Origin of the sequence: Streptomyces sp. NPDC001480 (genome assembly GCF_042894725.1) — a bacterium.
Classification (GTDB): Bacteria; Actinomycetota; Actinomycetes; order Streptomycetales; family Streptomycetaceae; genus Streptomyces.
Genome location: NZ_JBIAVX010000006.1, coordinates 304,627 through 324,590, shown reverse-complemented (window position 1 = coordinate 324,590; position 19,964 = coordinate 304,627). Strand labels below are relative to the sequence as shown.

Annotated in this window: 16 protein-coding genes; 10 read left to right on the top strand and 6 right to left on the bottom strand. The window is 69.6% G+C overall.

From position 1 onward, the window contains the following. Positions 1-27: 27 nt before the first annotated feature. The gene (locus ACFY01_RS17040; protein WP_390736492.1) at positions 28-1,506 is read right to left on the bottom strand and encodes a sugar transferase; all 1,479 of its coding nucleotides are present in this window, start codon (positions 1,504-1,506) and stop codon (positions 28-30) included. Positions 1,507-2,089: 583 nt separating this feature from the next. On the opposite strand from ACFY01_RS17040, the gene ACFY01_RS17035 reads away from it, so the two are divergent. Both ACFY01_RS17035 and ACFY01_RS17030 read left to right on the top strand, forming a co-directional pair. Further along, a complete protein-coding gene (locus tag ACFY01_RS17035; protein WP_390736491.1) occupies positions 2,090-2,797 on the top strand; it encodes a helix-turn-helix transcriptional regulator in 708 nt (235 codons plus the stop codon). Positions 2,798-2,828: 31 nt separating this feature from the next. Further along, positions 2,829-3,344: a DUF3291 domain-containing protein gene (locus ACFY01_RS17030; protein WP_390736490.1), complete on the top strand. Its 516-nt coding sequence runs from the start codon at positions 2,829-2,831 to the stop codon at positions 3,342-3,344. A gap of 296 nt (positions 3,345-3,640) precedes the next feature. On the opposite strand, the gene ACFY01_RS17025 is transcribed toward ACFY01_RS17030, so the two are convergent. Both ACFY01_RS17025 and ACFY01_RS17020 read right to left on the bottom strand, forming a co-directional pair. Then, positions 3,641-3,988, bottom strand: a complete 348-nt coding sequence (locus ACFY01_RS17025; protein WP_390736489.1) for a VOC family protein — start codon at positions 3,986-3,988, stop codon at positions 3,641-3,643. 181 nt (positions 3,989-4,169) lie between these two features. After that, complete coding sequence (locus tag ACFY01_RS17020) at positions 4,170-5,060, bottom strand: glycoside hydrolase family 19 protein (RefSeq protein ID WP_390736488.1); 891 nt, start codon at positions 5,058-5,060, stop codon at positions 4,170-4,172. Between the two features lie 367 nt (positions 5,061-5,427). Between ACFY01_RS17020 and ACFY01_RS17015 the strand changes: the two genes are divergently transcribed. The 3 genes from ACFY01_RS17015 (at position 5,428) to ACFY01_RS17005 (ending at position 8,705) form a co-directional block, all read left to right on the top strand. After that, complete coding sequence (locus tag ACFY01_RS17015) at positions 5,428-5,856, top strand: MarR family winged helix-turn-helix transcriptional regulator (RefSeq protein WP_390736487.1); 429 nt, start codon at positions 5,428-5,430, stop codon at positions 5,854-5,856. Next, positions 5,847-7,088 carry an MFS transporter gene (locus ACFY01_RS17010; protein WP_390736486.1) on the top strand — a complete coding sequence of 414 codons (1,242 nt, stop codon included), beginning with the start codon at positions 5,847-5,849 and terminating at the stop codon, positions 7,086-7,088. Before ACFY01_RS17015 ends, ACFY01_RS17010 begins: the two co-directional genes overlap by 10 nt. 312 nt (positions 7,089-7,400) lie before the next feature. Beyond that, on the top strand, positions 7,401-8,705 hold the full coding sequence (locus ACFY01_RS17005; protein ID WP_390736695.1) for an MFS transporter: 1,305 nt from the start codon (positions 7,401-7,403) through the stop codon (positions 8,703-8,705). A 431-nt stretch (positions 8,706-9,136) separates the two neighbouring features. Here the strand turns inward: ACFY01_RS17005 and ACFY01_RS17000 are convergent, their stop codons facing one another. Further along, positions 9,137-9,823, bottom strand: coding sequence for a hypothetical protein (locus tag ACFY01_RS17000; protein WP_390736485.1), 687 nt, complete (start codon positions 9,821-9,823; stop codon positions 9,137-9,139). Between the two features lie 86 nt (positions 9,824-9,909). Next, a complete protein-coding gene (locus ACFY01_RS16995; RefSeq protein ID WP_390736484.1) occupies positions 9,910-10,332 on the bottom strand; it encodes a VOC family protein in 423 nt (140 codons plus the stop codon). 159 nt (positions 10,333-10,491) lie between these two features. Between ACFY01_RS16995 and ACFY01_RS16990 the strand changes: the two genes are divergently transcribed. Beyond that, positions 10,492-11,499: a helix-turn-helix transcriptional regulator gene (locus tag ACFY01_RS16990; RefSeq protein WP_390736483.1), complete on the top strand. Its 1,008-nt coding sequence runs from the start codon at positions 10,492-10,494 to the stop codon at positions 11,497-11,499. 133 nt (positions 11,500-11,632) lie between these two features. Continuing rightward, complete coding sequence (locus ACFY01_RS16985; protein WP_390736482.1) at positions 11,633-12,865, top strand: alpha/beta hydrolase-fold protein; 1,233 nt, start codon at positions 11,633-11,635, stop codon at positions 12,863-12,865. Positions 12,866-12,900: 35 nt separating this feature from the next. Here the strand turns inward: ACFY01_RS16985 and ACFY01_RS16980 are convergent, their stop codons facing one another. Beyond that, positions 12,901-14,112, bottom strand: a complete 1,212-nt coding sequence (locus ACFY01_RS16980) for an amidohydrolase family protein (RefSeq protein ID WP_390736481.1) — start codon at positions 14,110-14,112, stop codon at positions 12,901-12,903. Between the two features lie 711 nt (positions 14,113-14,823). Here ACFY01_RS16980 and lat point away from each other — a divergent pair. From lat to ACFY01_RS16965, 3 genes are read left to right on the top strand one after another with little or no spacing between them, the layout of a single operon-like run. Beyond that, complete coding sequence (gene lat / locus ACFY01_RS16975) at positions 14,824-16,164, top strand: L-lysine 6-transaminase (RefSeq protein ID WP_390736480.1); 1,341 nt, start codon at positions 14,824-14,826, stop codon at positions 16,162-16,164. A 28-nt stretch (positions 16,165-16,192) separates the two neighbouring features. Then, positions 16,193-17,746, top strand: coding sequence for an aldehyde dehydrogenase family protein (locus ACFY01_RS16970; RefSeq protein WP_390736479.1), 1,554 nt, complete (start codon positions 16,193-16,195; stop codon positions 17,744-17,746). Beyond that, positions 17,743-19,941, top strand: a complete 2,199-nt coding sequence (locus tag ACFY01_RS16965) for a transketolase C-terminal domain-containing protein (protein ID WP_390736478.1) — start codon at positions 17,743-17,745, stop codon at positions 19,939-19,941. The genes ACFY01_RS16970 and ACFY01_RS16965 overlap by 4 nt, the downstream gene beginning before the upstream one ends. The last annotated feature ends 23 nt before the right edge of the window (positions 19,942-19,964 follow it).

Here is a 19,964-nt window from a genome sequence, read left to right as displayed (position 1 = left end):
CGCCGGCCGGACGACGGCTCCCGCGCATCAGTAGGCCCCCTGCCCGTAGAGCACCGCACGCAGCGTCTTCCACAAGATCACTGTGTCCAGGGCGAGGGACCAGTCCTCCACGTACCGCAGGTCCAGCCGGACCGCCTCCTCCCACGACAGGTCGCTGCGTCCGCTGATCTGCCACAGGCCGGTGAGTCCGGGCTTGACCAGCAGCCGCCGCCGGATGTCCGGGCCGTACGCGGCGGATTCCTCCGGTAGCGGAGGCCGCGGACCGACGAGCGACATCGATCCGGTGAGCACGTTGAAGAGCTGCGGGAGCTCGTCGATCGAGTACCGGCGCAGCACCGCTCCCACCCGGGTCACCCGCGGATCCCGGCGGAGCTTGAACAGCGGGCCGGCGCCCTCGTTGCGGTCGGCGAGCTCGGCACGCGCCCTGTCGGCCCCGGCGACCATGGTGCGGAACTTGAGAATGGTGAACTCGCGGCCGTCCTTGCCGACCCTGCGCTGGCGGTAGAACGCCCCACCCCGGCTGTCCACCAGCACGAGCAGCCCGACGAACAGCATCAGCGGCGCGAACAGCATCAGCAGAATCGTTGCGCCTACCCGGTCGACCACTCCTTTGACCACCCGGCGGCCCCCGGTGAAGGTCGGCATGCTGACCCGGAGCAACGGGATCCCGAGCACCGCGTCGACGTGCAGCCGGGGGCCGGCCACCTCCATCAGCACGGGGGCCACGACCATCTCGGCGTCGCTGCCCTCCAGGTTCCAGGCCAGCCGCTGGAGCCGGCCCGGTGACCAGTGCGGGTCCGGGGTGACCGCGACGACACGGTAGCCGTCGCGGCGGACGTGAAGGGCGACGTCCGTCAGCCGGCCGACGACCGGCACTCCGTCCAGTTGGTCACCGTCGAGCCCGAGACCGTCCGTCGTGCACACCGCGTCCACCCGCCAGCCGAGGTGCGGGAACTTGCGGGTCCGGGTGATCAGGTCGCGCACGGTTGCCGGGCTCCCGGCCGCGAGCACCGGTCTCAGGCACCGTCCGTCCTTGCGCTGTTTGTGCAGCCAGAGGCGCAGCACATAACGCGCGGGAACGGTGACGAGCGCGATCGCGGGGATCGCGACGAAGATCCATAGTTTGATGTTGCGCGAGGTGAGGGCGATCCCGCCGAGCGCCAGTACGACGGTCGCCGCGAACAATGAGCGCCCGAGCCGGCGGAATTCCTCCGCGCCCTGGCCGAGTACGGCCGGAGCCCACGACCTGCTCACCGCGAGCGACCCCAGCACCAGCACCTCGGTGCCGAATGCGAGAATGCCCCATTTCTCGTGCCAGTTGGCCGCGTCCCGGGCCCCGAAGAAGTTGCCGATCGCCGCCACCACAAAGGCGGTGGCCACGGTATCGCTGATGATCACGGTACGGCGGTACCGCTGCTCCCAGTCGATCGCGGGCCGGCTGATCGCACCGTCCGCCAGACGCCCGCGCGCCGACGGAAACGGGCTGACTACGCCCCCTTGCCGCACAGAACCCCCCAGGTCCCCAGTGGCTCGACGTGTTCGCCCAACACTGTTCCTCCCCCCTCGGGAGACCCCCGCCCCCCGTACTGTCCCTCCCCCGGGAGGCCCCCGCCCCCCGCGCCGCGCTGTTCCTCCCCTCGGGAGGCCCCCGCCTCCCGGTGCATGACGTCCCGGCTGTTTCAGAGCTGCTTGAACAACCCGCTCCGGCGGCAGCGGACTCACATGCTCTGCCAGACTCTCGGCGTGCGCGGGAACCCCTCGAAACCTCGGGCGCTCCCGTACCCAAGGCCCCCTCTCGGGCATTAAGAATTGATCATCCCCACGTCCGGCTCCGGGAAAGCGATTGCTGGCTTTCCGCGGCGCCGGACCTATAGATCATTACTGGTCGCCTTGTGTTCGAACAGGCGAAGCACGGTCAATCTAGACCATCGGGGCCAGTTTTGAAGAGGGGATGTGTGTAATTCGTGTTCAAGCTTCGAGGCTCGATCCGTCGGCCGGTGACCGCCTACCGATGCCTTTACGCCACCGCGGCCTCCAGGAACTCGCCCGCCCTTCTATCTCCAACCTGCGTTGTTCCTAGAATGGTCGAGTGAAGGACATCGACGCGATTGCGACGTTGCAGGATCCGGTGCGGCGCCGCCTGTACGAATACGTGGTGGCGCAGGGCCGCGAGGTCGGCCGCAACGAGGCTGCCGAGGCTACCGGGGTGGCGCGCACGCTCGCGGCGCACCATCTGGACAGGTTGGCCGAGGCCGGGCTGCTGGAGAGCGGCAGCCGCCGCCTGACGGGCCGCTCGGGGCCGGGGGCGGGCCGCCCGGCCAAGGTGTACACGCGGGCGCGGGCCGAGCGGGCGGTGTCGCTGCCCGCCCGCGACTACCGCACTGCCGCCGAACTGCTCGCCGAGGCCGCCGAGCAGGCCGGGCTGGACGCCGGGCTCTGCGCGGCCGCGCACCGCCGGGGCGAAGCCCTGCGCGGCTCGGCGGCGCCGTGCGGCGGCCTGGACGAAGCCATGCAGATCCTGGCCGCCCGTGGCTACGAACCGCGACTTGAAGCCGCCGAAGCCGCCGAAGCCGCCGAACGTGCCGAGGGGGCGACCGGGGCGACCGCGCGCGTCATCCGTATGCGCAACTGCCCCTTCCATGCCGTCGCCGAACGCTTCCCGCCGCTCGTCTGCGGCATGAACCTCGCACTGCTGGAAGGGCTGTTCGGCACGGACGGTCCCGTCCGCGCCCGCATGGACGCCCGGCCCGGGGAGTGCTGCGTGGTGGTCGAGGCTTCTAAAAACAATATTGATTGACATAGAAAAGTGGCCGTGCTGGGATGAGGACATGACCGCATTCGCGCATGGCGCCCACCTCGCCCAGCTCAACGTCGCCAGGCTCCGCCACCCCCTCGACGACCCGCGCACGGCACCGTTCGTCGAACTGCTCGACCCGGTCAACGCCGCCGCCGACGGCGCACCCGGCTTCGTATGGCGGCTCGTGGAGGAGGGGGCGGCCGACGCCACCGCCCTGCGCCCGGCGGGCGAGGACGTCATCGTCAACCTGACGGTGTGGGAGAGCCAGGAGGCGCTGTGGGACTTCACCTACCGCAGCGGGCACCTGGAGGTGATGCGGCGGCGCCGTGAATGGTTCGAGCGGCACGTCGAGGCCCACCTGGTGCTCTGGTGGGTACCCGCCGGTCACCTCCCGACCACCGGGGAGGCCCTGGAGCGGCTGGCGGACCTACGGGCGCACGGGCCGTCCCCGAGCGCGTTCACCTTCGCCTCCTCCTACACCGCCACGGAGGCCGCCCGGCACGCGCAGCCGGCGCCGGCCGGGGACGCGGCGGCGGTGAGGAAGTAGACGAAGTCGCCTGCCGGTCAGCTCAGTTGACGCCCAGTCGACGTTGGGCGCGTTGCTGAGAACATGGGAGCGTCTGACTGGCGGGTCTGCCGTTTCCGGAGAGGGAGCGCGAACAGCGGACGAGGACGGGACCACGAGGGCTGGGCGTGGTGATCGGTCTGGAAGCCGACGACGTGGATGCCGTCGCGCGCTACTGCCGGTCGGTGGACTGCCAGGTCACTGTTGATCCAGTTGACGCCCCGTGGGGTGAACGGTACTGCGAATGCCTGGTGGTTCGGGCCCTGCCGCAGGAAGCGTCAGCGGTGGCTCAGAACGTTGACCACGCGACCGTTGGGGTCGCGGACGAAGAACCGCCGTACGCCCCACTCCTCGTCCCGCAGTGGGTGAACGATCTCCGCGCCACTGTCCCGCATGACCGCGTAAGCCGCGTCCACGTCGTCGACTTCGACGCTCACATCGGGGGTGACTGGGGCGGTTTTGTCGCCGGTCATCAGGCTGACCTGCGCCGCCGGACTGGACGGCGAGGCAAGCGTCATGATCCAGCCGAGATTCATGACTTCCTCGAAGCCCAACAGGCCGTAGAACTCCCGGCTCTCCTTCGCGGCTTCCGACTGAATGACGGGCATGACGCGGCGAACGGCCATCGACGACTCCGTATGAGAAACAGACACGGATCCAGCACTGTCCAGGAGTACTACGACCTGCCCGTCGCCGCACGCACTTTCACACCCGCGGGTGTGGGGAGTGCATACTGCCGTCCGCCGGTCCGGCCGCCGGCGTCAGCCGCCGTTTCGTCGATGGCGCCCGCGAACTCCTGTACGCCGGTCAGCAGTAGAGATTCCCGCCGGGTGACGTCCCGAGGATCTGAGTGAATCGCTGGTAGGCGTCCACGCGGCTCTGCACCTGCGCCGGGTTCTTGCCGTCGCACTCGAGGGAGCCGTTGATGCTGCGGATCGTCTGGCCGAAGCCGGCGCTGTTGACCATGGCGTTGTGGGGCGTCATGGTGCCGGGCCCGGTCTGGGTGTTCCAGTACCAAAGGGCCGTCTTCCAGGCCACGGCCGCGTCGTTCTGCACGAGCCACGGGTTGTGGAGGAGGTCGATGCCGAGCGCGTCTCCCGCGGCCTTGTAATTGAAGTTCCAGCTGAGCTGGATGGGGCCGCGCCCGTAGTAGGCCGACTGGCCGGCCGGGCAGCCGTACGGCTGGCTCCAGTCGCAGTAGTGCGAGTAGTTGGCCGTGTTCTGTTCGACCACGTACACCAGACCGCCGGTCTCGTGGCTGACGTTGGCGAGGAAGGCCGCGGCCTCCTGCTTCCTGACCGTGTCGCTGCCGGTGTTGGCGAAGGCGGGGTAGGCGCTGAGAGCGGCGGTGAGGCCGCTGTACGTGTAGAAGGAATTCCGGTTCGGGAACATCTGGTTGAACTGGGCCTCGCTCACCACGAAGGTGCCGACGGGGGTCCCGGAGCCGCCGTCGCAGGCGTAGGGGTCCCAGTACCAGGTGCTGATGGTCGGGTCGTAGCCCGGGTTGTCGTGTTCGGCGATGTAGGTCTTGCCGTCGGCGTAACGCACGATGTCGCCGGTGGTGTACGACCTTCCGGCGACCCAGCTCGGGTAGCTCGAACACGCGGCGGCGGACGCGTTCGCGGCAGGCAACAGCACGGGCACGGTGCTTCCGAGGACGAGTGCGGTGACCACGGCGGGGATACGGCGCCTCGACACGGGATCAACTCCTTTGCGGAACACGGCCGCACCCGGACAAGGGCAGCGTGAATCCGGACCTTGTGCGCACGTGCCGGTCTGACCGGCCACGGCGTGGGCACGGCCGTGGTGGGGGGTGTGGAGGCACACTCAACCGCTTTGGTCTGTACCAGTCAAGGGTTTAGACCAGTCAACTCACTCCGACCGACGGGCGATGCCTGGGCCGTGAACGGGTGTCGGGGACGCCCCGGTCCTCAACCGGCCTCCTCCGGTCGAAAGCAACAGCATTTATATAAGCGCTGTTATAGTGCGCTGCATGACCGGCCCACATGCACCGGACCCGACACAGCAGAGTCTCTGGCGGCCCCTTCGCCTGCTCCAGGCGTCCATGGACGCCGACATCGCCCGGTTCTACTCCGAGCGACGGATCGACGGACTCAAGCCCAGCTTCGTCATGGAACTGCTCCGGCTCCATGCCAACGGACCCATGACCATCGCGGAACTGGCCGAGTCGGTCCAACGGACGCATTCGGCGCTCAGCCAGAAAGTCGCCGCGATGCGCACGGCCGGCTGGGTCCAGACCGTCGTGGGCGACGACGCGCGCACCAGGAAAGTGACGCTCACCGACAAAGCTCGTCATGTCATCGGTCGCCTGGCCGCGGAATGGCGGGCCACCGAGAGCGCCCTCGCCGACCTCGAGGCCGAGATTCCCTACCCGCTCTCCCAGGTCGTCACCGATATCGAGCGGGCTCTTGAGCGCAAGACCTTCCACGACCGGATCGCCGAGAAGCTGGCAGAGGATCCCGCATGGGACTGAGGCACACGCTGATCGACGTGACGCCGTTACGGTCGGCAGCGCCGTTCCGGCGGTTGTGGATCGGCCAGAGTCTGTCCGGCTTCGGCAGCCAGATGACACTCGTCGCCGTGATGTTCCAGGTCTGGCAGATGACGCGGAGCACCACGTGGACGGGCGCCGTCGGGCTGGCGCAGGCGCTACCGCTCGTCGCGCTCGGGCTCTTCGCCGGATCGCTCGTCGACCGAGTGGACCGCCGGAAGTTCTATCTGCTCACGACCAGCGGGCAAGCCGTATGTTCGCTCCTCCTCGCACTCCAAGGCTTCCTCGGTCACCTCCCCGCTGTCGGTGTGCTGGGGCTGGTCGCACTCCAGTCCTGCTTCATAGCAGGCGGCGGCCCGGCCTCGCGCACCTTCCTCCCGCACCTTCTTCCCAACCAGCAACTGGCCGCGGGCCTGGCGCTGGGCCGAATCGCCTTCCAGGGAGCCATGCTGCTCGGTCCCGCACTGGGCGGATTGATCGTGGGCGGGCTGGGCGTCGGTGCCTGCTACCTGATCGACGCCCTCACATTCGTCGCCGCGCTCCACGGTGCGTTCGGCCTCCCGCAGATGCTCCCCGGAGACGAGCCCGCACGGCCCGGTCTGCGCGGAGTGCTTGACGGGCTGGCCTTCCTGGGCCGCACTCCCGTCATTCGCGGGGCCCTGCTCACAGACCTGGCCACCACCGTGCTGTCGATGCCCATCAGCCTGTTCCCCTTGGTCAACGCCGAAAGATTCGGCGGCGACCCGCGTACCCTCGGGCTGTTCCTCACCACCGTCGCCGTCGGTGGCGTCGCGGCATCCCTGTTCTCCGGAACCTTCACCCGGCTGTCACGCCCCGGCATGGTCATGCTTGGCGGATCCGCCACCTGGGGTGGAGCGTTGACGCTGTTCGGCATGTCACCCGACCCGTGGGTCGGTCTGGCCTTCCTCGTCATTGCCGGCGCCGCCGACACCGTTTCCGTCGTCTCCCGGAGCACCGTCGTCCAGATGCACACACCGCACGAACTACTGGGCCGCGTCAGCGCTGCCGAACAGATCGTCGGGCAGGCCGGACCCGACATCGGGAACCTGCGGGGCGGCCTCGTCGCAGACGCCACCTCGGGAGCAGCAGCCCTCGTCAGCGGCGGCCTGCTGTGCCTCGGCGCCGTCGCCGTGGTGGGGGCCACCACGGCAGAACTGCGCTGTGCCCGGCTGGTCAGTACGCAGGCCACGTGACACTCCGGCAGACGGAGCCCTCTCCGGACCCGGTGTGAACAGCCGGACTCCTCACACCCCTGCCCGGCCGTTAATGCCTTTCGTGCCCTGCCGAGCTGGAGTTAGTGTGCGCGTGGCGAGTGACTCACGAGGAGCGATGACATGGTCGGTCGTTCGAGCACGCGTTGACGTCCGAGGCCGTGAGCGGTCCGTCATCGCGTGCTGCCCTTGATGCGCGGCACAGCGAGCCTTCCTCTCCCGCTGCCTGAAATGGTCGGCGCACCTGTCGTGCGCCGGTCGGCGGGTCTCGTCTTCGGTCATCCGAGGGGTTTTGTGCCGTCCTCTTCCTCCGCCGTACCCGATTCCGACCGATCTGCTGCGTCGAGCCTCTGGCGGGACGTGGACTTCCGCAGGCTCTGGGTGGGCCAGACGGCCTCCCAACTCGGCGAACACACAAGTCTGGTGGTTCTGCCGCTCTTCGCCGTACTGACGCTCAACGCCGGTGCCGGCCAGTTGGGTGCGCTGCGCGCGGTGGGGCAGGCGCCGATCCTGCTGCTGTCTCTCTTGGCCGGCGCGTGGGTGGACAGGTGGCGGACCCGTACGCTGATGGTGCTGACGGACGCCGGCCGGGCCCTGGTACTGGGCGCCGCCGCCGTGGCCGGCCTCCTCGGTGGGCTCGGCCTGCCGGCGCTGCTCGTGGTCGCCTTCGCCGTCGGGGCTCTCTCCGTGTTCTTCGACGTGGCGTACCAGGCATCCCTGGTAAGGCTGGTGGAACGGGATCAGTTGGTTCGGGGCAACAGCGCGCTCGAGGGCAGTCGGTCCGCTGCGCAGATCGGCGGTCCCGCCCTCGGCGGTGCCTTGGTGTCCGTGCTGTCTGCGCCGGCGGCTGTCGCCTTCAGCGCGGTGTCTTTCGCGCTGTCGTTCCTGTCGATCCGACGGATCGGCCACCGCGAATCCCTCCCGGAACGCTCGGAACGCCCTCCTCGGGTCTGGCGGCGGATCCATGAGGGCCTCCGCTTTGTCGCCAAAGACACCTCGCTGCGGACTGTGTGCCTCGCATCAGCCGCCTTCCAGTTCTTCTTCGCGGCTGTGATGACCGTCTATCTGCTGCTCCTGCCGCGGGACCTGCACCTGCCGGGCACGGTCGTCGGGCTGGCGCTCGCGGCGACGGGGCCCGGCGCGCTCCTGGGCTCGCTGCTGGCCGCCCGCCTTCCGAGCCGCTTCGGATACGGCGCTGTGCTCGTGTCCGCGGCGGCGATCGGCGACGGCGTGTTCCTGTTCGTGCAGGCCCTGCACGGCTCCTCCGCGGTGACGGTTCCCGCGCTCCTTGCGGTCAACTTCGTGTTCGGCACCTGCGGTCAACTGGTGAATGTCACCGTCATGGCCATCCGGCAGACCGTCACTCCGGCCGGGATGCAAGGCCGCGCGGCCGCGACGATCAACTTCGCGGGCATGGGGATGACCCCGGTCGGCTCGCTGCTCGGCGGCTCTCTCGCGGAAGTGTGGGGGACGCGCACCAGCCTCCTGACAACAGCCGCGGGCATGCTCCTCTCGCCGGCACTGATGGCGCTGTCCCCACTCGCCCGCCTGGGACGGACGCTTCCCGCACCGCCGGCGACTCCGGCCCCGCCTGCGTGACGGCTCGTATCGCCGCGGCGGGCGCCTGCGGAGAACTGTCGAGCATTGAGGAGGGCACGTGCGCAGGGGGCGCGCCAACCCATGAGCGGTGTGGGCCTGTCCAGCCCATGGCCCGTACCGAGAGAACGCGCCATCTCCTCCTTGTACGGCATGCGCTCGCGCCTGGCAGCGCCGGGCGAGGCCTACAGCGCCGCCACGACCAAGGTCACGGTGGATCGGGCTCAGCTGCGCCGAGCCGAGGCGACCGTAGCCGTCACCGAGACCACCGTCCTGACGTACCGGCACGGCGTCCGGCAGACGGACGACGACCCCCGCCCGGTCAACGAGCCCCTCCCCGCGGCCACGCAGGTCTCGGCGAGGCCGGGCGCCGTCATCGATGCTCCCCGCGACGCGCACTGCCGCATCCGGTGGGGACCAGGGTGGCGCGCGTGTCAGCCGCCTCCGGTCCGGACGGTGATCGACCACGGCCCGTCCGACCGCGCGTACACCAGGCAGGGCCCGGATAGCGGGACCTCCCCGGTCCAGGGGCCGACGTGGTTGGCCAGTTCGTCGAGAAAGCCGGAGCCGTCGGGCTCGAAGGTGTCGGTGAGGAAGTAACCGCCGTCGTACGATCGCGAGTCGCCCATGTAGCGCAGATGCGCAACGGCGGGACCGCCCTCGTGACGCAGGACGTCCGAGGCGCGGCGCTCGGCATGACCGTCGAGGACGACGGCGTCGTCCGGGCCGGTCACCTCGACCACCCACGGACCGTCCGCCTGGATCCGCAGCGCGCGGACCGGGCGGTCATCGGCGTTCGCCAGCGCCCGGCAGGCGAAGGGGCCGTCGGTGTAGACGAGTTGGCCACCCGAGCGCATCCGGTCGTCCAGGGCGTCCACCACGAAGTGCCCGGAACCGTGGTGCGTGATGCCGAGGATGACCGGTGCCACCGCGGTGGTGAGTTCCATCACCCGGCTGCTGTCACCGGAGAGCCGCTGGAGCACCGGACTGCCCGCACCCACCAGCTCCGGGGCCGCCCCGCCGGCGACGGCCGTGGCCCCGTCCGTCTTGAACACCCCGCCCGTCGGAATCGGCCCCGCACCGCCGGACACCTTGCCGCCGCCCCTCCGCAGCCACTTCATGCCATCCCCTCTCCGGTGCCGGCCTCAAGGTACGGGCACGCACGTACGAGGAGTATGACGCGGCAGCACGATCGGCTGAGGCCGGGTCAGTCGTTGTACGGGGCGGTGACGTCCAGGACCCAGGTGACGCCGAAGCGGTCGGTGAGCATGCCGTACAGCGGCGCCCACTGCGCAGGCTCCAGCGGACGCACGATGGTCGAGCCCTCGGCGAGCTTGGCCCACAGGGCGCTGGTCTCCTCGGCGTCGTCGCCGCGTACGGAGACGAAGAACGGGTTCTCACCCTGGTCCCAGGGCAGCTGCGAGGGCACGTCGTAGGCCATGACGTGGAAGCCGTTGTCGCCGGTCACCTCGCCCCACATCACCCAGTCCGCCTCGCTGTCGTGCTGCACGGCGCCCGCGTCCTTGTAGGTGACCGCGACAGTGCGTCCGCCGAAGACGGACCGGTAGAAGTCCAGCGCCTCGCGTGCGGTGCCCCGGAAGTTCAGGTGAGTGGTGGTCGTGACGGACATGACCTGCTCCTTGCTTCGATGTGACGATGACGCCGCCGACCGTCCAAGCCCAGTGGGCGGCTGCCGTGACCAGGAGGGGTGCCTCCCGAACGGCTCGTAGACCACCATGGCGGAGGTAGAGGACAGGTTGTGTCCTGTACCGCCGTGAAAATGGATCTCATGCATAAGACCTCCTCCCGGCTGCTCGCGCTGCTCTCGCTGCTTCAAACGCACCGTGACTGGTCCGGCGACGATCTCGCCGAGCGCCTCGACGTCACCTCGCGCACCGTGCGCCGTGACATCGACCGTCTGCGTGGACTCGGCTACCTGATCACGACCGTCAAAGGGCCGGCCGGCGGCTACCGCCTGGAGGCCGGCACCCACATGCCGCCCATGCTGTTCGACGACGGCCAGGCCGTCGCCCTGGCCGTAGCGCTCCAGACCGCGGCCACCGGCGGCACCGTCGCCGAAGACGCCGTCCGCGCCCTGGCCACCCTCCGCCAGGTCATGCCGGCCCGCCTGCGCCACCGCATCGACCTGCTGCGCGTCACCGCCGTCCAACCGCCCGCGGTCCGCGACACCCCTCAGGCCGACCCTCAGGTCCTGATGGAGCTGAGCCGAGCCATCCACGCCCGCGAGGAACTGCGCTTCGACCACACCCCAGGCCCGAGCACCTCGGCCGACGGCCCCCGCCGCGTACAACCCCAACACCTGGTCACCTGGCGCGATCGCTGGTACCTCGTGGCCTGGGACCTCGACCGCGAGGACTGGCGCACCTTCCGCGTCGACCGCATCCGGCCCCGCACCCCCACGGGCCCCCGCTTCGCCCCGCGCGAACTCCCCGGCGGCAACGTCTCCACCTTCATCACCAGCCGATTCCGCGGCAACGACGGCCCCACCACCGACTGGCCCTGCCAAGGCGAAGTCATCCTCCACCTCCCGGCCGCCCATGTCGCACCCTTCGCCCAGGACGGAATCGTCGAGGAACTCGGCCCCCACCACTGCCGACTCACCCTCGGCTCCTGGTCATGGACCGGACTCGCCGCCACGATCGGCCGCTTCGACACCGATGTCGAAGTCCTGGGCCCACCCCAACTGGCCACGGCATTCGCAGACCTCGCCGCCCGCTACGCCCGCGCCGCTCGAGTCCCGGACCTCCCGGGCCGCCCCAGCGCTCGCCCGACGTGACCCGAGCACGGACGATCGCGGCTTCCGTGTAGAACCACAGGGCTTTGCTCTCGTTGAGGAACGTGGACGTGGCTGTAGCCCTCCTTCTGTATGAAGGAAACAGCACAGGTAAGAAAACCGGGGATCGAGTGGCATGGGTTTGACCAGCGAAGCGACCGTGTACGCCATGGCGGCCTTGTCCGCCGTCTGTGTGGCTCTGCTCGTCTGGCTGTGGCCACGGCTTGCCAGACAGGGGTGGCGGCAGGTGCTCGGACGGCTGGCGGCCATCGGAGTGACTCAGGTGGCGATCGTCGCGGCCTTCGCGTGTTGGCTTAACTCGTCGTACCAGTTCTTCGGGTCGTGGGGCGAGCTCTTCGGCGACACCGAAACCGCTCCCGTCGGTGTGACGCAGGCCTCCATCGGCAACGGCATGGGGCACGGCGTCCCGGCGGGGGCGTTGATACAGCCCGGCACCGACGAGCAGTTGAACCGGGTCAGCGGACTGCCCACCGGTCCTGCCGCGGTGAACGGCCGGGTGGAGTCCGTGAAGGTCATCGGCCGCCGCACGGGCGTGGTCGACCCCGCGTTCGTCTACCTGCCACCGCAGTATTTCCAGAAGGCGTACGCCAGGCAGCGCTTCCCGGTGATCGTGGCGCTCAGCGGATATCCCGGCAGCATCTTCAATCTCGCCGAGCACCTGCGGGTGTCGCAGACCGCCGGACAGTTGCAGAAGAGCGGTCGGATGCAGCCGACGATCATGGTGATGATCCGGCCGACGATCGCACCGCCGCGCGACACCGAGTGCGTGGACGTGCCGGGCGGACCGCAGACCGAGACCTTCCTGGCCAAGGACCTCCCGGATGCCCTGAAGTCCGCGTACCGGGTGGGTCACGACGCCAGTGCCTGGGGCGTCATGGGCTACTCGTCCGGCGGGAGTTGCGCCCTACAGCTGACGATGCGCAATCCCCGCGTGTACACGACCGCCGGCGCCCTGTCCCCCGACTACAAGGTCAAGGACGACCCCACGACCGGCAACCTCTTCGGCAGCGGGCCGAGTCGCATCGAGCGGGCCAACGGGCACGATCTGATGTGGCGGCTGAAGCACCTGCCCGCTCCACAGGTCTCGGTCCTGGTCGCCGAGAGCAAGCACGGCGAGCGGGGCTACCCGCAGACGCTTGCCTTCATCAAGGCCGTCAAGGCACCCATGCGCGTCACGTCGATCCAACCCGACCAGGGGAGCCACAACTTCCCGACCTGGGTACGGGAGATGCCCGCCACCCTTCAGTGGATGAGCCAGCAGCTGACCTTTCCCCAGGACGTGGTGCCCCGGCACCACCCCAGGAAGAGGACGTCACCCGCACCGGTGCTCACCAGCCGACGTCCGTGAGATCCACGACCGGGCTGGATGCGGCCTGCGTGCCGTCAGCCGGTGCCGCGCACGCGCCGCCCGTTCTGGAAGACCGCCCGGACGCGGTCCTTCAGGCCGGTGAAGTCGTACGGGTCTCCGTCCACGACCACCAGGTCGGCCCGCTTGCCGGGGGCGATGGTTCCCGTGGTGTCGGCGAGGCCCAGGAGCTCGGCCGCTGAGGAGGTGGTGGCCGCGAGCACGTCGGCGGGTTTCATGCCGCCCGCCGCCATCAGCGCCAGCTCTTCCAGGTTGCGGCCGTGCGGGCCGACGCCCGAGTCCGTTCCCATCGCGATCCGTACGCCCGCCTCCACCGCCCTGGCGAAGGACTCCCGGTGGACGTCGATCACCTCGCGTGCCTTGGCGACCACGCTGTCCGGCAGGCCGGCGCCGGTCTCCGCGGCCTGGAGGGCCGCCGCCGGAGCGGTCAGGGTGGGAACCAGCCAGGTGCCGGCGTCAAGCATCATCCCGATCGCCTCGTCGTCGAGGAAGACGCCGTGCTCGACGGAGCGGACGCCGGCCCTGACCGCGTTCTTGATGCCGTCGGTGGCCTGGGCGTGGGCCATCACCGGCAGTCCGGCCGCGGTCGCCTCGGTGACCAGCACGTCCAGTTCGTCGGGTCGGAAATGCGCGTGGCGTGGGTTGTCGCGGGGCGAGAGGACTCCGCCGGAGGTGCAGACCTTGAGCACGTCGGCCCCCGCGCGGATGATCTCGCGGGCGCGTTTGCGCATCTCCTCCGGGCCGTCCACGACCCCGTCCGGCCGGCCCGCGTGGGCGGCGAAGAGCGGGACGCAGGTTCCGGAGGGCAACCAGCCGTCGTTGTGCCCGCCGGTCTGACTGAGGATCGTGATCGCGATGCGCAGCCAGGGGCCCTCGATCAGCCCGTCCTCCACGGCTTGGCGGACACCGAGGTCGGCACCGCCTGCGTCGCGCACGGTGGTGATGCCGCAGTCCAGTGTGGCGGCGAGGTTGTGCACCGCTTCGAAGTAGCCGTACGAGAAGGGCCGGTGGACAGCCCGATCTCCGATCCACCCCGAGAACATCATGTGGACGTGGCAGTCGATGAAGCCGGGCAGCACGGTGCACCCGGTGACATCGATCAGCTCGTCGCCGTCCAGGCCGGCGCCGACGTCGAGGATCCGGCCCTCCTCGACGAGGACGTCGCCGTCCGCGACCTCGGCCCCGGTCCCGTCGAACACCTGGCCACCGCTCAGCAGAGTCCTGGTCACGCCCACCCCTCGTCTCTCCCTCGTCGCCGTCTCAGGTCGGTCCATACCCGGATCCGGCGTGCCCTCATCAGCGCGTCCGAGGCCATACTCGACGCCCCCGGCGGCGATGACATGACGAAGCGTTGTCAGACAGGCCTAGGGCTGCGGCGCGGACAGCCGCCGCGGAAGCCGCGCTGTCATCTGCGACCTGATCAGCGCGTCACCGGCCACCGCAGCCCTGACATGTGGTCGTCAGGGAAAGGCCCCCGGCCGGCGCGACCGGCCGGGCGCGCCGGCCGGACGTGTGACCGAGGCCGGCAGCCTCGATCCTAAGGACGGCTGTGCGCCGGTGCTCTCTGCCGAATGGCGTAGGCCGGATGCCTGCGAGTTCCGACGATCTGCCGGCGAAGAAGCCGCCCAAGCTCGCGAGCGTAAGCGGGTCGGCGCGCGTCTACTACACCTACTCACCTGACGACGACATCCACTTCTCCTTCGACGTGCAGGCGGCACCGACGCGCGGGGCGCGGGCCGCGACTCGCCGGAGCCTCACGTTCGTGATCGAATGCGTCCACAGGGAGCCGGCGACCTCGCTCCGGATCAGAACATTTTTTCGAAATCCCTACCGATGGGTGAAACCTTGTGGCCATTGTTGCGTGATAGCTAAAATATTTCTTGTACTCCTCGCGCTTGATGAAAGTTCTTCCGTGAACGGCTATCGAGAGTAGGTGCTCCATGACGGTCGCCGCTACGTCGACGGCTCACCCGGACGAGGTGCACGAGAGGCTCGGCCGCCATGTGCTGACCGACGGCTTCAAACTGGTGCTCGACCCGCTCGCCAGTCAGGGATCGTGGATCGTCGACGCACGCACCGGTGAGAAGTTCCTCGACCTCTACTCGTTCTTCGCGTCCGCTCCGCTGGGGCTCAACGCGCGGGGCATCGTGGACGATCCGGAGTTCATGACCCTGCTCGCGCAGGTGGCGGCGAACAAGCCCGCCAACCCCGACATCTACACCACGCACTACGCCGAGTTCGTCGAGACGTTCGCCCGGGTGCTGGGCGATCCGGACCTGCCGAGACTGTTCTTCGTCGAGGGAGGGGCGCTCGCCGTCGAGAACGCGCTCAAGGCGGCGTTCGACTGGAAGAGCCGCCGCAACGAGGCCGCGGGCCGCTCACCCGAGCTGGGCACCAAGGTGCTCCACCTCCAGCAGGCGTTCCACGGCCGCAGCGGCTACACCCTCTCCCTGACCAACACCGAGCCCAACAAGACGGCACGCTTCCCGAAGTTCGACTGGCCGCGCATCGGCGTACCCGCCGTGCGGTTCCCCCTCGAGCGCCACCTCGCCGAGGTCGAGGGGGCCGAGCGACGGGCCCTCGAACAGGCGCGGCGGGCGTTCGAGGACAACCCGCACGACATCGCCTGCTTCATCGCCGAGCCGATCCAGGGCGAGGGGGGCGACAACCACATGCGCCCGGAGTTCCTGCGGGCGATGCAGGCGCTCTGTCACGAGTACGACGCGCTGTTCGTGCTCGACGAGGTGCAGACCGGGGTGGGGATCACCGGCACCACCTGGGCCTACCAGCAACTCGGCCTGGAGCCGGACATCGTCGCCTTCGCCAAGAAGGTCCAGCTCGGTGGAATCATGGCCGGCCGCCGGGTCGACCAGGTACCCGACAACGTCTTCCGGGTCTCCGGCCGGATCAACTCCACCTGGGGCGGCGGGCTCGTCGACATGGTCCGGGCACGCCGCATCCTGGAGATCATCGAAAGGGATGATCTGGTGGCCCATGCGGCCGCCGTGGGATCGTGGTTCCTGGCCGAGCTACGTGATCTGGAAGTCCGACACGCATCGGTGGCGTCCAACTCGCGGGGGCGCGGACTGATGAGTGCAATCGATCTGTCCGACAGCGGCGTCCGCGACGAGGTGCTTCACCGGTTGCGAACCGAGGAGCAGGTGATCGCATTGCCGTGCGGTGAGCGTTCGGTGCGCTTCCGTCCTGCCCTGTCCATCACCCAGGAGGAGCTCGGGATCGCCCTGCGGGCCCTCGACCGGATCCTCGCCGGCCTGCACTGACCCGTACCAGCGGACAAGGAGCTACGTCATGGCCCGTTCCGTCGCCTCGATCGTTGCCGGCCACCCGGTCGCCGGCGCTCCCGGCGGGACCCTTCAGCGCCCCAATCCCGGTCGTACCGCCGAGACGGTCACCGAGGTCTCGCTCGGGGACGCCTCTACGTTCGTCGAGGCGTCCAAGGCCGCGAAGGCGGCTCAGCGGTCCTGGGCGGACGTGCCGGCGCCGGTGCGCGGATCCGCGATCGGAAAGATCGGCCGGCTCGTCGAAGCCAACAAGGACCGGCTCGCCCGCATCGTGACCGAAGAGATCGGCAAGCCGCTCGCGGAGGCACTCGGCGAGGTCCAGGAGATCATCGACACCTGCGACTTCTTCCTGGGCGAGGGCCGCCGCCTGTACGGCCAGACGGTGCCCTCGGAGATGCCCGACAAGCAGCTGTTCACCTTCCGCAACCCCGTCGGCGCGGTCGCGGTGATCACCGCGGGCAACTTCCCGGTGGCCGTGCCGGCCTGGTACCTCGTGCCGGCGCTCGTGACCGGCAACACCGTGGTGTGGAAGCCCGCGGAGTACGCCGCCGCGAGTGCCAAGGCCCTCTTCGAGCTGTTCGTGCGCGGAGGCGGCCTCCCGGACGGCGTCCTCAACCTCGTACTGGCCGACGGGGAGCAGACGTACGCCGGTCTGGAGGCCTCCCTCGACGCCGGGCTGGTCGACAAGGTCGGCTTCACGGGGTCCACGCTCGTCGGCCAGAAGATCGGCGCCCTGTGCGGAAGCCACCTTCAGACCCCGTGCCTGGAGCTGGGCGGCAAGAACCCCCAGGTGGTCACCCCGAGCGCGAACCTCGACCTGGCGGTCGAGGGGGCGTTGTTCTCCGGATTCGGCACCGCGGGGCAGCGCTGCACCTCGCTCGGAACGGTCATCGTCCACGAGTCGGTGCACGAGGACTTCCTGGCCCGCTTCGACGCCGCGAGCCGCGCGGCCCGCATTGGCGACGCGTTCGAGGACGTCCTCTACGGTCCGATGCTCGACGAGCGGTTCGCGCAGCGCTACGAGACCTTCCTCGGGTGGATCAAGGATCACCACCGCACCTACGGCTCCGACGGCATCGGGCGGATCACGGCCGACAACCCGCGCAAGGGCTTCGTCGGATCCCCTGAGGCGGGCATGTTCTACCACCCGGTGATCGTCGACGGAGTGCGTCGCGACGACGACCTGTTCCTCACCGAGACCTTCGGCCCCCTCGTAGGCGTGACCACCTACCGTGACTTCGACGAGGCCCTCGACCTGGCCAACGCCCACGGTTACGGGCTGTCCGCCGCGATCTACACCACCGATCCTAACGAGGTGTGGACGTTCCGGCGCGGTATCTCCGCGGGCATGGTCAGCGTCAACAACACCACCTCCGGAGCCGAGGCGCACCTTCCGTTCGGCGGCAACGGCAAGTCGGGCAACGGCAGTCGCCAGTCGGGGCAGTGGGTGCTCGACCAGTTCACCCGCTGGCAGTCGATGAACTGGGACCACTCCGGCCGTCTGCAGAAAGCGCAGATGGACGTGGCCACGCTCGAGCCCGACATGGCCTTCCGCCTGTGAACGGTGTCGAGGACCTGGACCGGCACTTCCGCCAGGGAGTGGCCGGTCTCCGGTCCGCCGGCCGCGCGGACGCGGCGGCCCAGCCGCACCCCGGCGCACTGGACGCCCGTACCGCACTGGACCTGTACGACGCCCAACTGGAGAGCCGGCACGCCGACGCCGCCGCGCGCTGGATGCAGCAGCAGGGCCGTGGCTACTACACCATCGGATCGAGCGGACACGAAGGCAACGCCGCACTCGCCCTCGCGTTGCGCCCCACCGACCCGGCGTTGCTGCACTACCGGTCCGGCGCCTTCTACTGTGCCCGCGCCCGGCAGGCGGGCGGCGTCGATGCGGTCAGGGACATGCTGCTGGGGGTGGCCGCCGGGGCCGACGAGCCGATCGCCGGTGGACGGCACAAGGTGTACGGGCGTCGTGAACTCGCCGTCGTTCCGCAGACGTCGACCATCTCCTCCCACCTGCCGCGGGCCGTCGGGGTGGCGTGGAGCATTGCCCGCGCCAAGCGGCTCGGGACCGAGTGCGCCTGGCCCGACGACGCCGTCGTCTGCTGTTCCTTCGGCGACGCCTCGGTCAACCATGCCACGGCGGCAGGCGCCATCAACAGCGCCTGCCACGCGGCCTATCAGGGCCTTCCGATGCCCGTGCTGTTCGTCTGCGAGGACAACGGCCTGGGGATCAGCGTGCCGACACCGCATGACTGGGTGCGGCGCGCCTACGGCAACCGGCCCTCTCTCGCCTACTTCGCCGCGGACGGCTGTGATCCGTCGGCCGCCTTCGGCACCGCGTGCGAGGCAGTCGCCCATGTACGCAAGAGTCGGCAACCCGCGTTCCTGCACCTGTCGATGGTGCGGTTCCTCGGCCATGCGGGCTCGGACGCCGAAGCCGCCTACCGGGTGCCTTCCGAAGTCGCCGCGGATCTGCGCCGTGACCCGCTGCTGGCCACGGCCCGGCTGCTCACAGCGACGGGCATCCTCACCCCGCAGGAGGTCCTGGACCGCTACGACGAGGTGGGCGGACGGGTGTTCGCCGTTGCCAAGGAGGCCCTCGACAGCGAGCCCCTGACCACCGTCGCGGAGATCACCGCCCCCATCGCGCCCCGCCGTCCCGCCCTCGTGGCCGCTGCGGCACGCCGCACGAGCGAACCACCGGCAGCGCCCGTCGGCGAGCCCGTCACCGTCGCCCAGGCCATCACCCACACACTCGCCGACCTGCTCGGCAGCTACCCGGAGATGGTCGTCTTCGGCGAGGACGTCGGCCGCAAGGGCGGGGTCTACGGACTGACCCGGGGACTGCAACGGCGCTTCGGCAGTGCTCGGGTCTTCGACACCCTGCTCGACGAACAGGCCATCCTCGGCCTCGCGCTGGGGGCGGGACTGTCCGGGCTGCTGCCGGTGGCGGAGATCCAGTACCTCGCGTACCTGCACAATGCCGAGGACCAACTGCGCGGCGAGGCCGCCACGCTCCAGTTCTTCTCCCAGGGCCAGTACCGCAACCCCCTTGTGGTCCGCATCGCCGGCTACGGCTACCAGCGCGGGTTCGGCGGCCACTTCCACAACGACAACGCCCTCGGCGTCCTGCGTGACATTCCCGGGCTGGTCATCGCCACGCCGTCCCGCCCCGACGACGCCGCCGCGATGCTCCGCACCTGCGTGGCGGCCGGCAAGGTGGACGGAACGGTCAGCGCCTTCCTCGAGCCGATCGCGCTCTACCACACGCGAGACCTCCACACGGAGAAGGACAACGCCTGGCTCGCCGCGTACCCGCCCCCCGCACAGCACGTACCGATCGGCCGGGCACGCACCTACGGCACGGGTACCGACCTGACCCTCGTGACCTTCGGCAACGGTCTGCACATCTCGCTCCGAGCCGCACACCGGCTGGAGCAGCAGGGCATCGCCTGCCGGGTGGTCGACCTGCGCTGGCTGGCCCCCCTCCCGGTCGACGACCTGCTGCGCGAAGCGCGTGCGACGGGACGCGTCCTCGTGGTCGACGAGACCCGCCGCACGGGCGGTGTGTCCGAGGGAGTCGTCACCGCCCTCGTCGATGCCGGTTTCACCGGGGCCGTCCGACGGGTCGCCGGCGCCGACAGCTTCATCCCGCTGGGGGACGCGGCGCAGTTGGTGCTCGTGTCCGAGGCCGACGTCGAGCGCGCCGCCGGCGAACTGCTCTCCTCAGGTCCGCATCCTCATCCGTGAGGCCGGACAGCCCCTGGAGCGAG

Coding starts and splice junctions, on each gene's coding strand:
- ACFY01_RS17030 (WP_390736490.1), top strand. CDS start 2,829: ATGACCGCATTCGCGCATGGCGCCCACCTCGCCCAGCTCAACGTCGCC.
- ACFY01_RS17025 (WP_390736489.1), bottom strand. CDS start 3,988: ATGGCCGTTCGCCGCGTCATGCCCGTCATTCAGTCGGAAGCCGCGAAG.
- ACFY01_RS17015 (WP_390736487.1), top strand. CDS start 5,428: ATGGACGCCGACATCGCCCGGTTCTACTCCGAGCGACGGATCGACGGA.
- ACFY01_RS17010 (WP_390736486.1), top strand. CDS start 5,847: ATGGGACTGAGGCACACGCTGATCGACGTGACGCCGTTACGGTCGGCA.
- ACFY01_RS17000 (WP_390736485.1), bottom strand. CDS start 9,823: ATGAAGTGGCTGCGGAGGGGCGGCGGCAAGGTGTCCGGCGGTGCGGGG.
- ACFY01_RS16995 (WP_390736484.1), bottom strand. CDS start 10,332: ATGTCCGTCACGACCACCACTCACCTGAACTTCCGGGGCACCGCACGC.
- ACFY01_RS16990 (WP_390736483.1), top strand. CDS start 10,492: ATGCATAAGACCTCCTCCCGGCTGCTCGCGCTGCTCTCGCTGCTTCAA.
- ACFY01_RS16985 (WP_390736482.1), top strand. CDS start 11,633: ATGGGTTTGACCAGCGAAGCGACCGTGTACGCCATGGCGGCCTTGTCC.
- lat (WP_390736480.1), top strand. CDS start 14,824: ATGACGGTCGCCGCTACGTCGACGGCTCACCCGGACGAGGTGCACGAG.
- ACFY01_RS16970 (WP_390736479.1), top strand. CDS start 16,193: ATGGCCCGTTCCGTCGCCTCGATCGTTGCCGGCCACCCGGTCGCCGGC.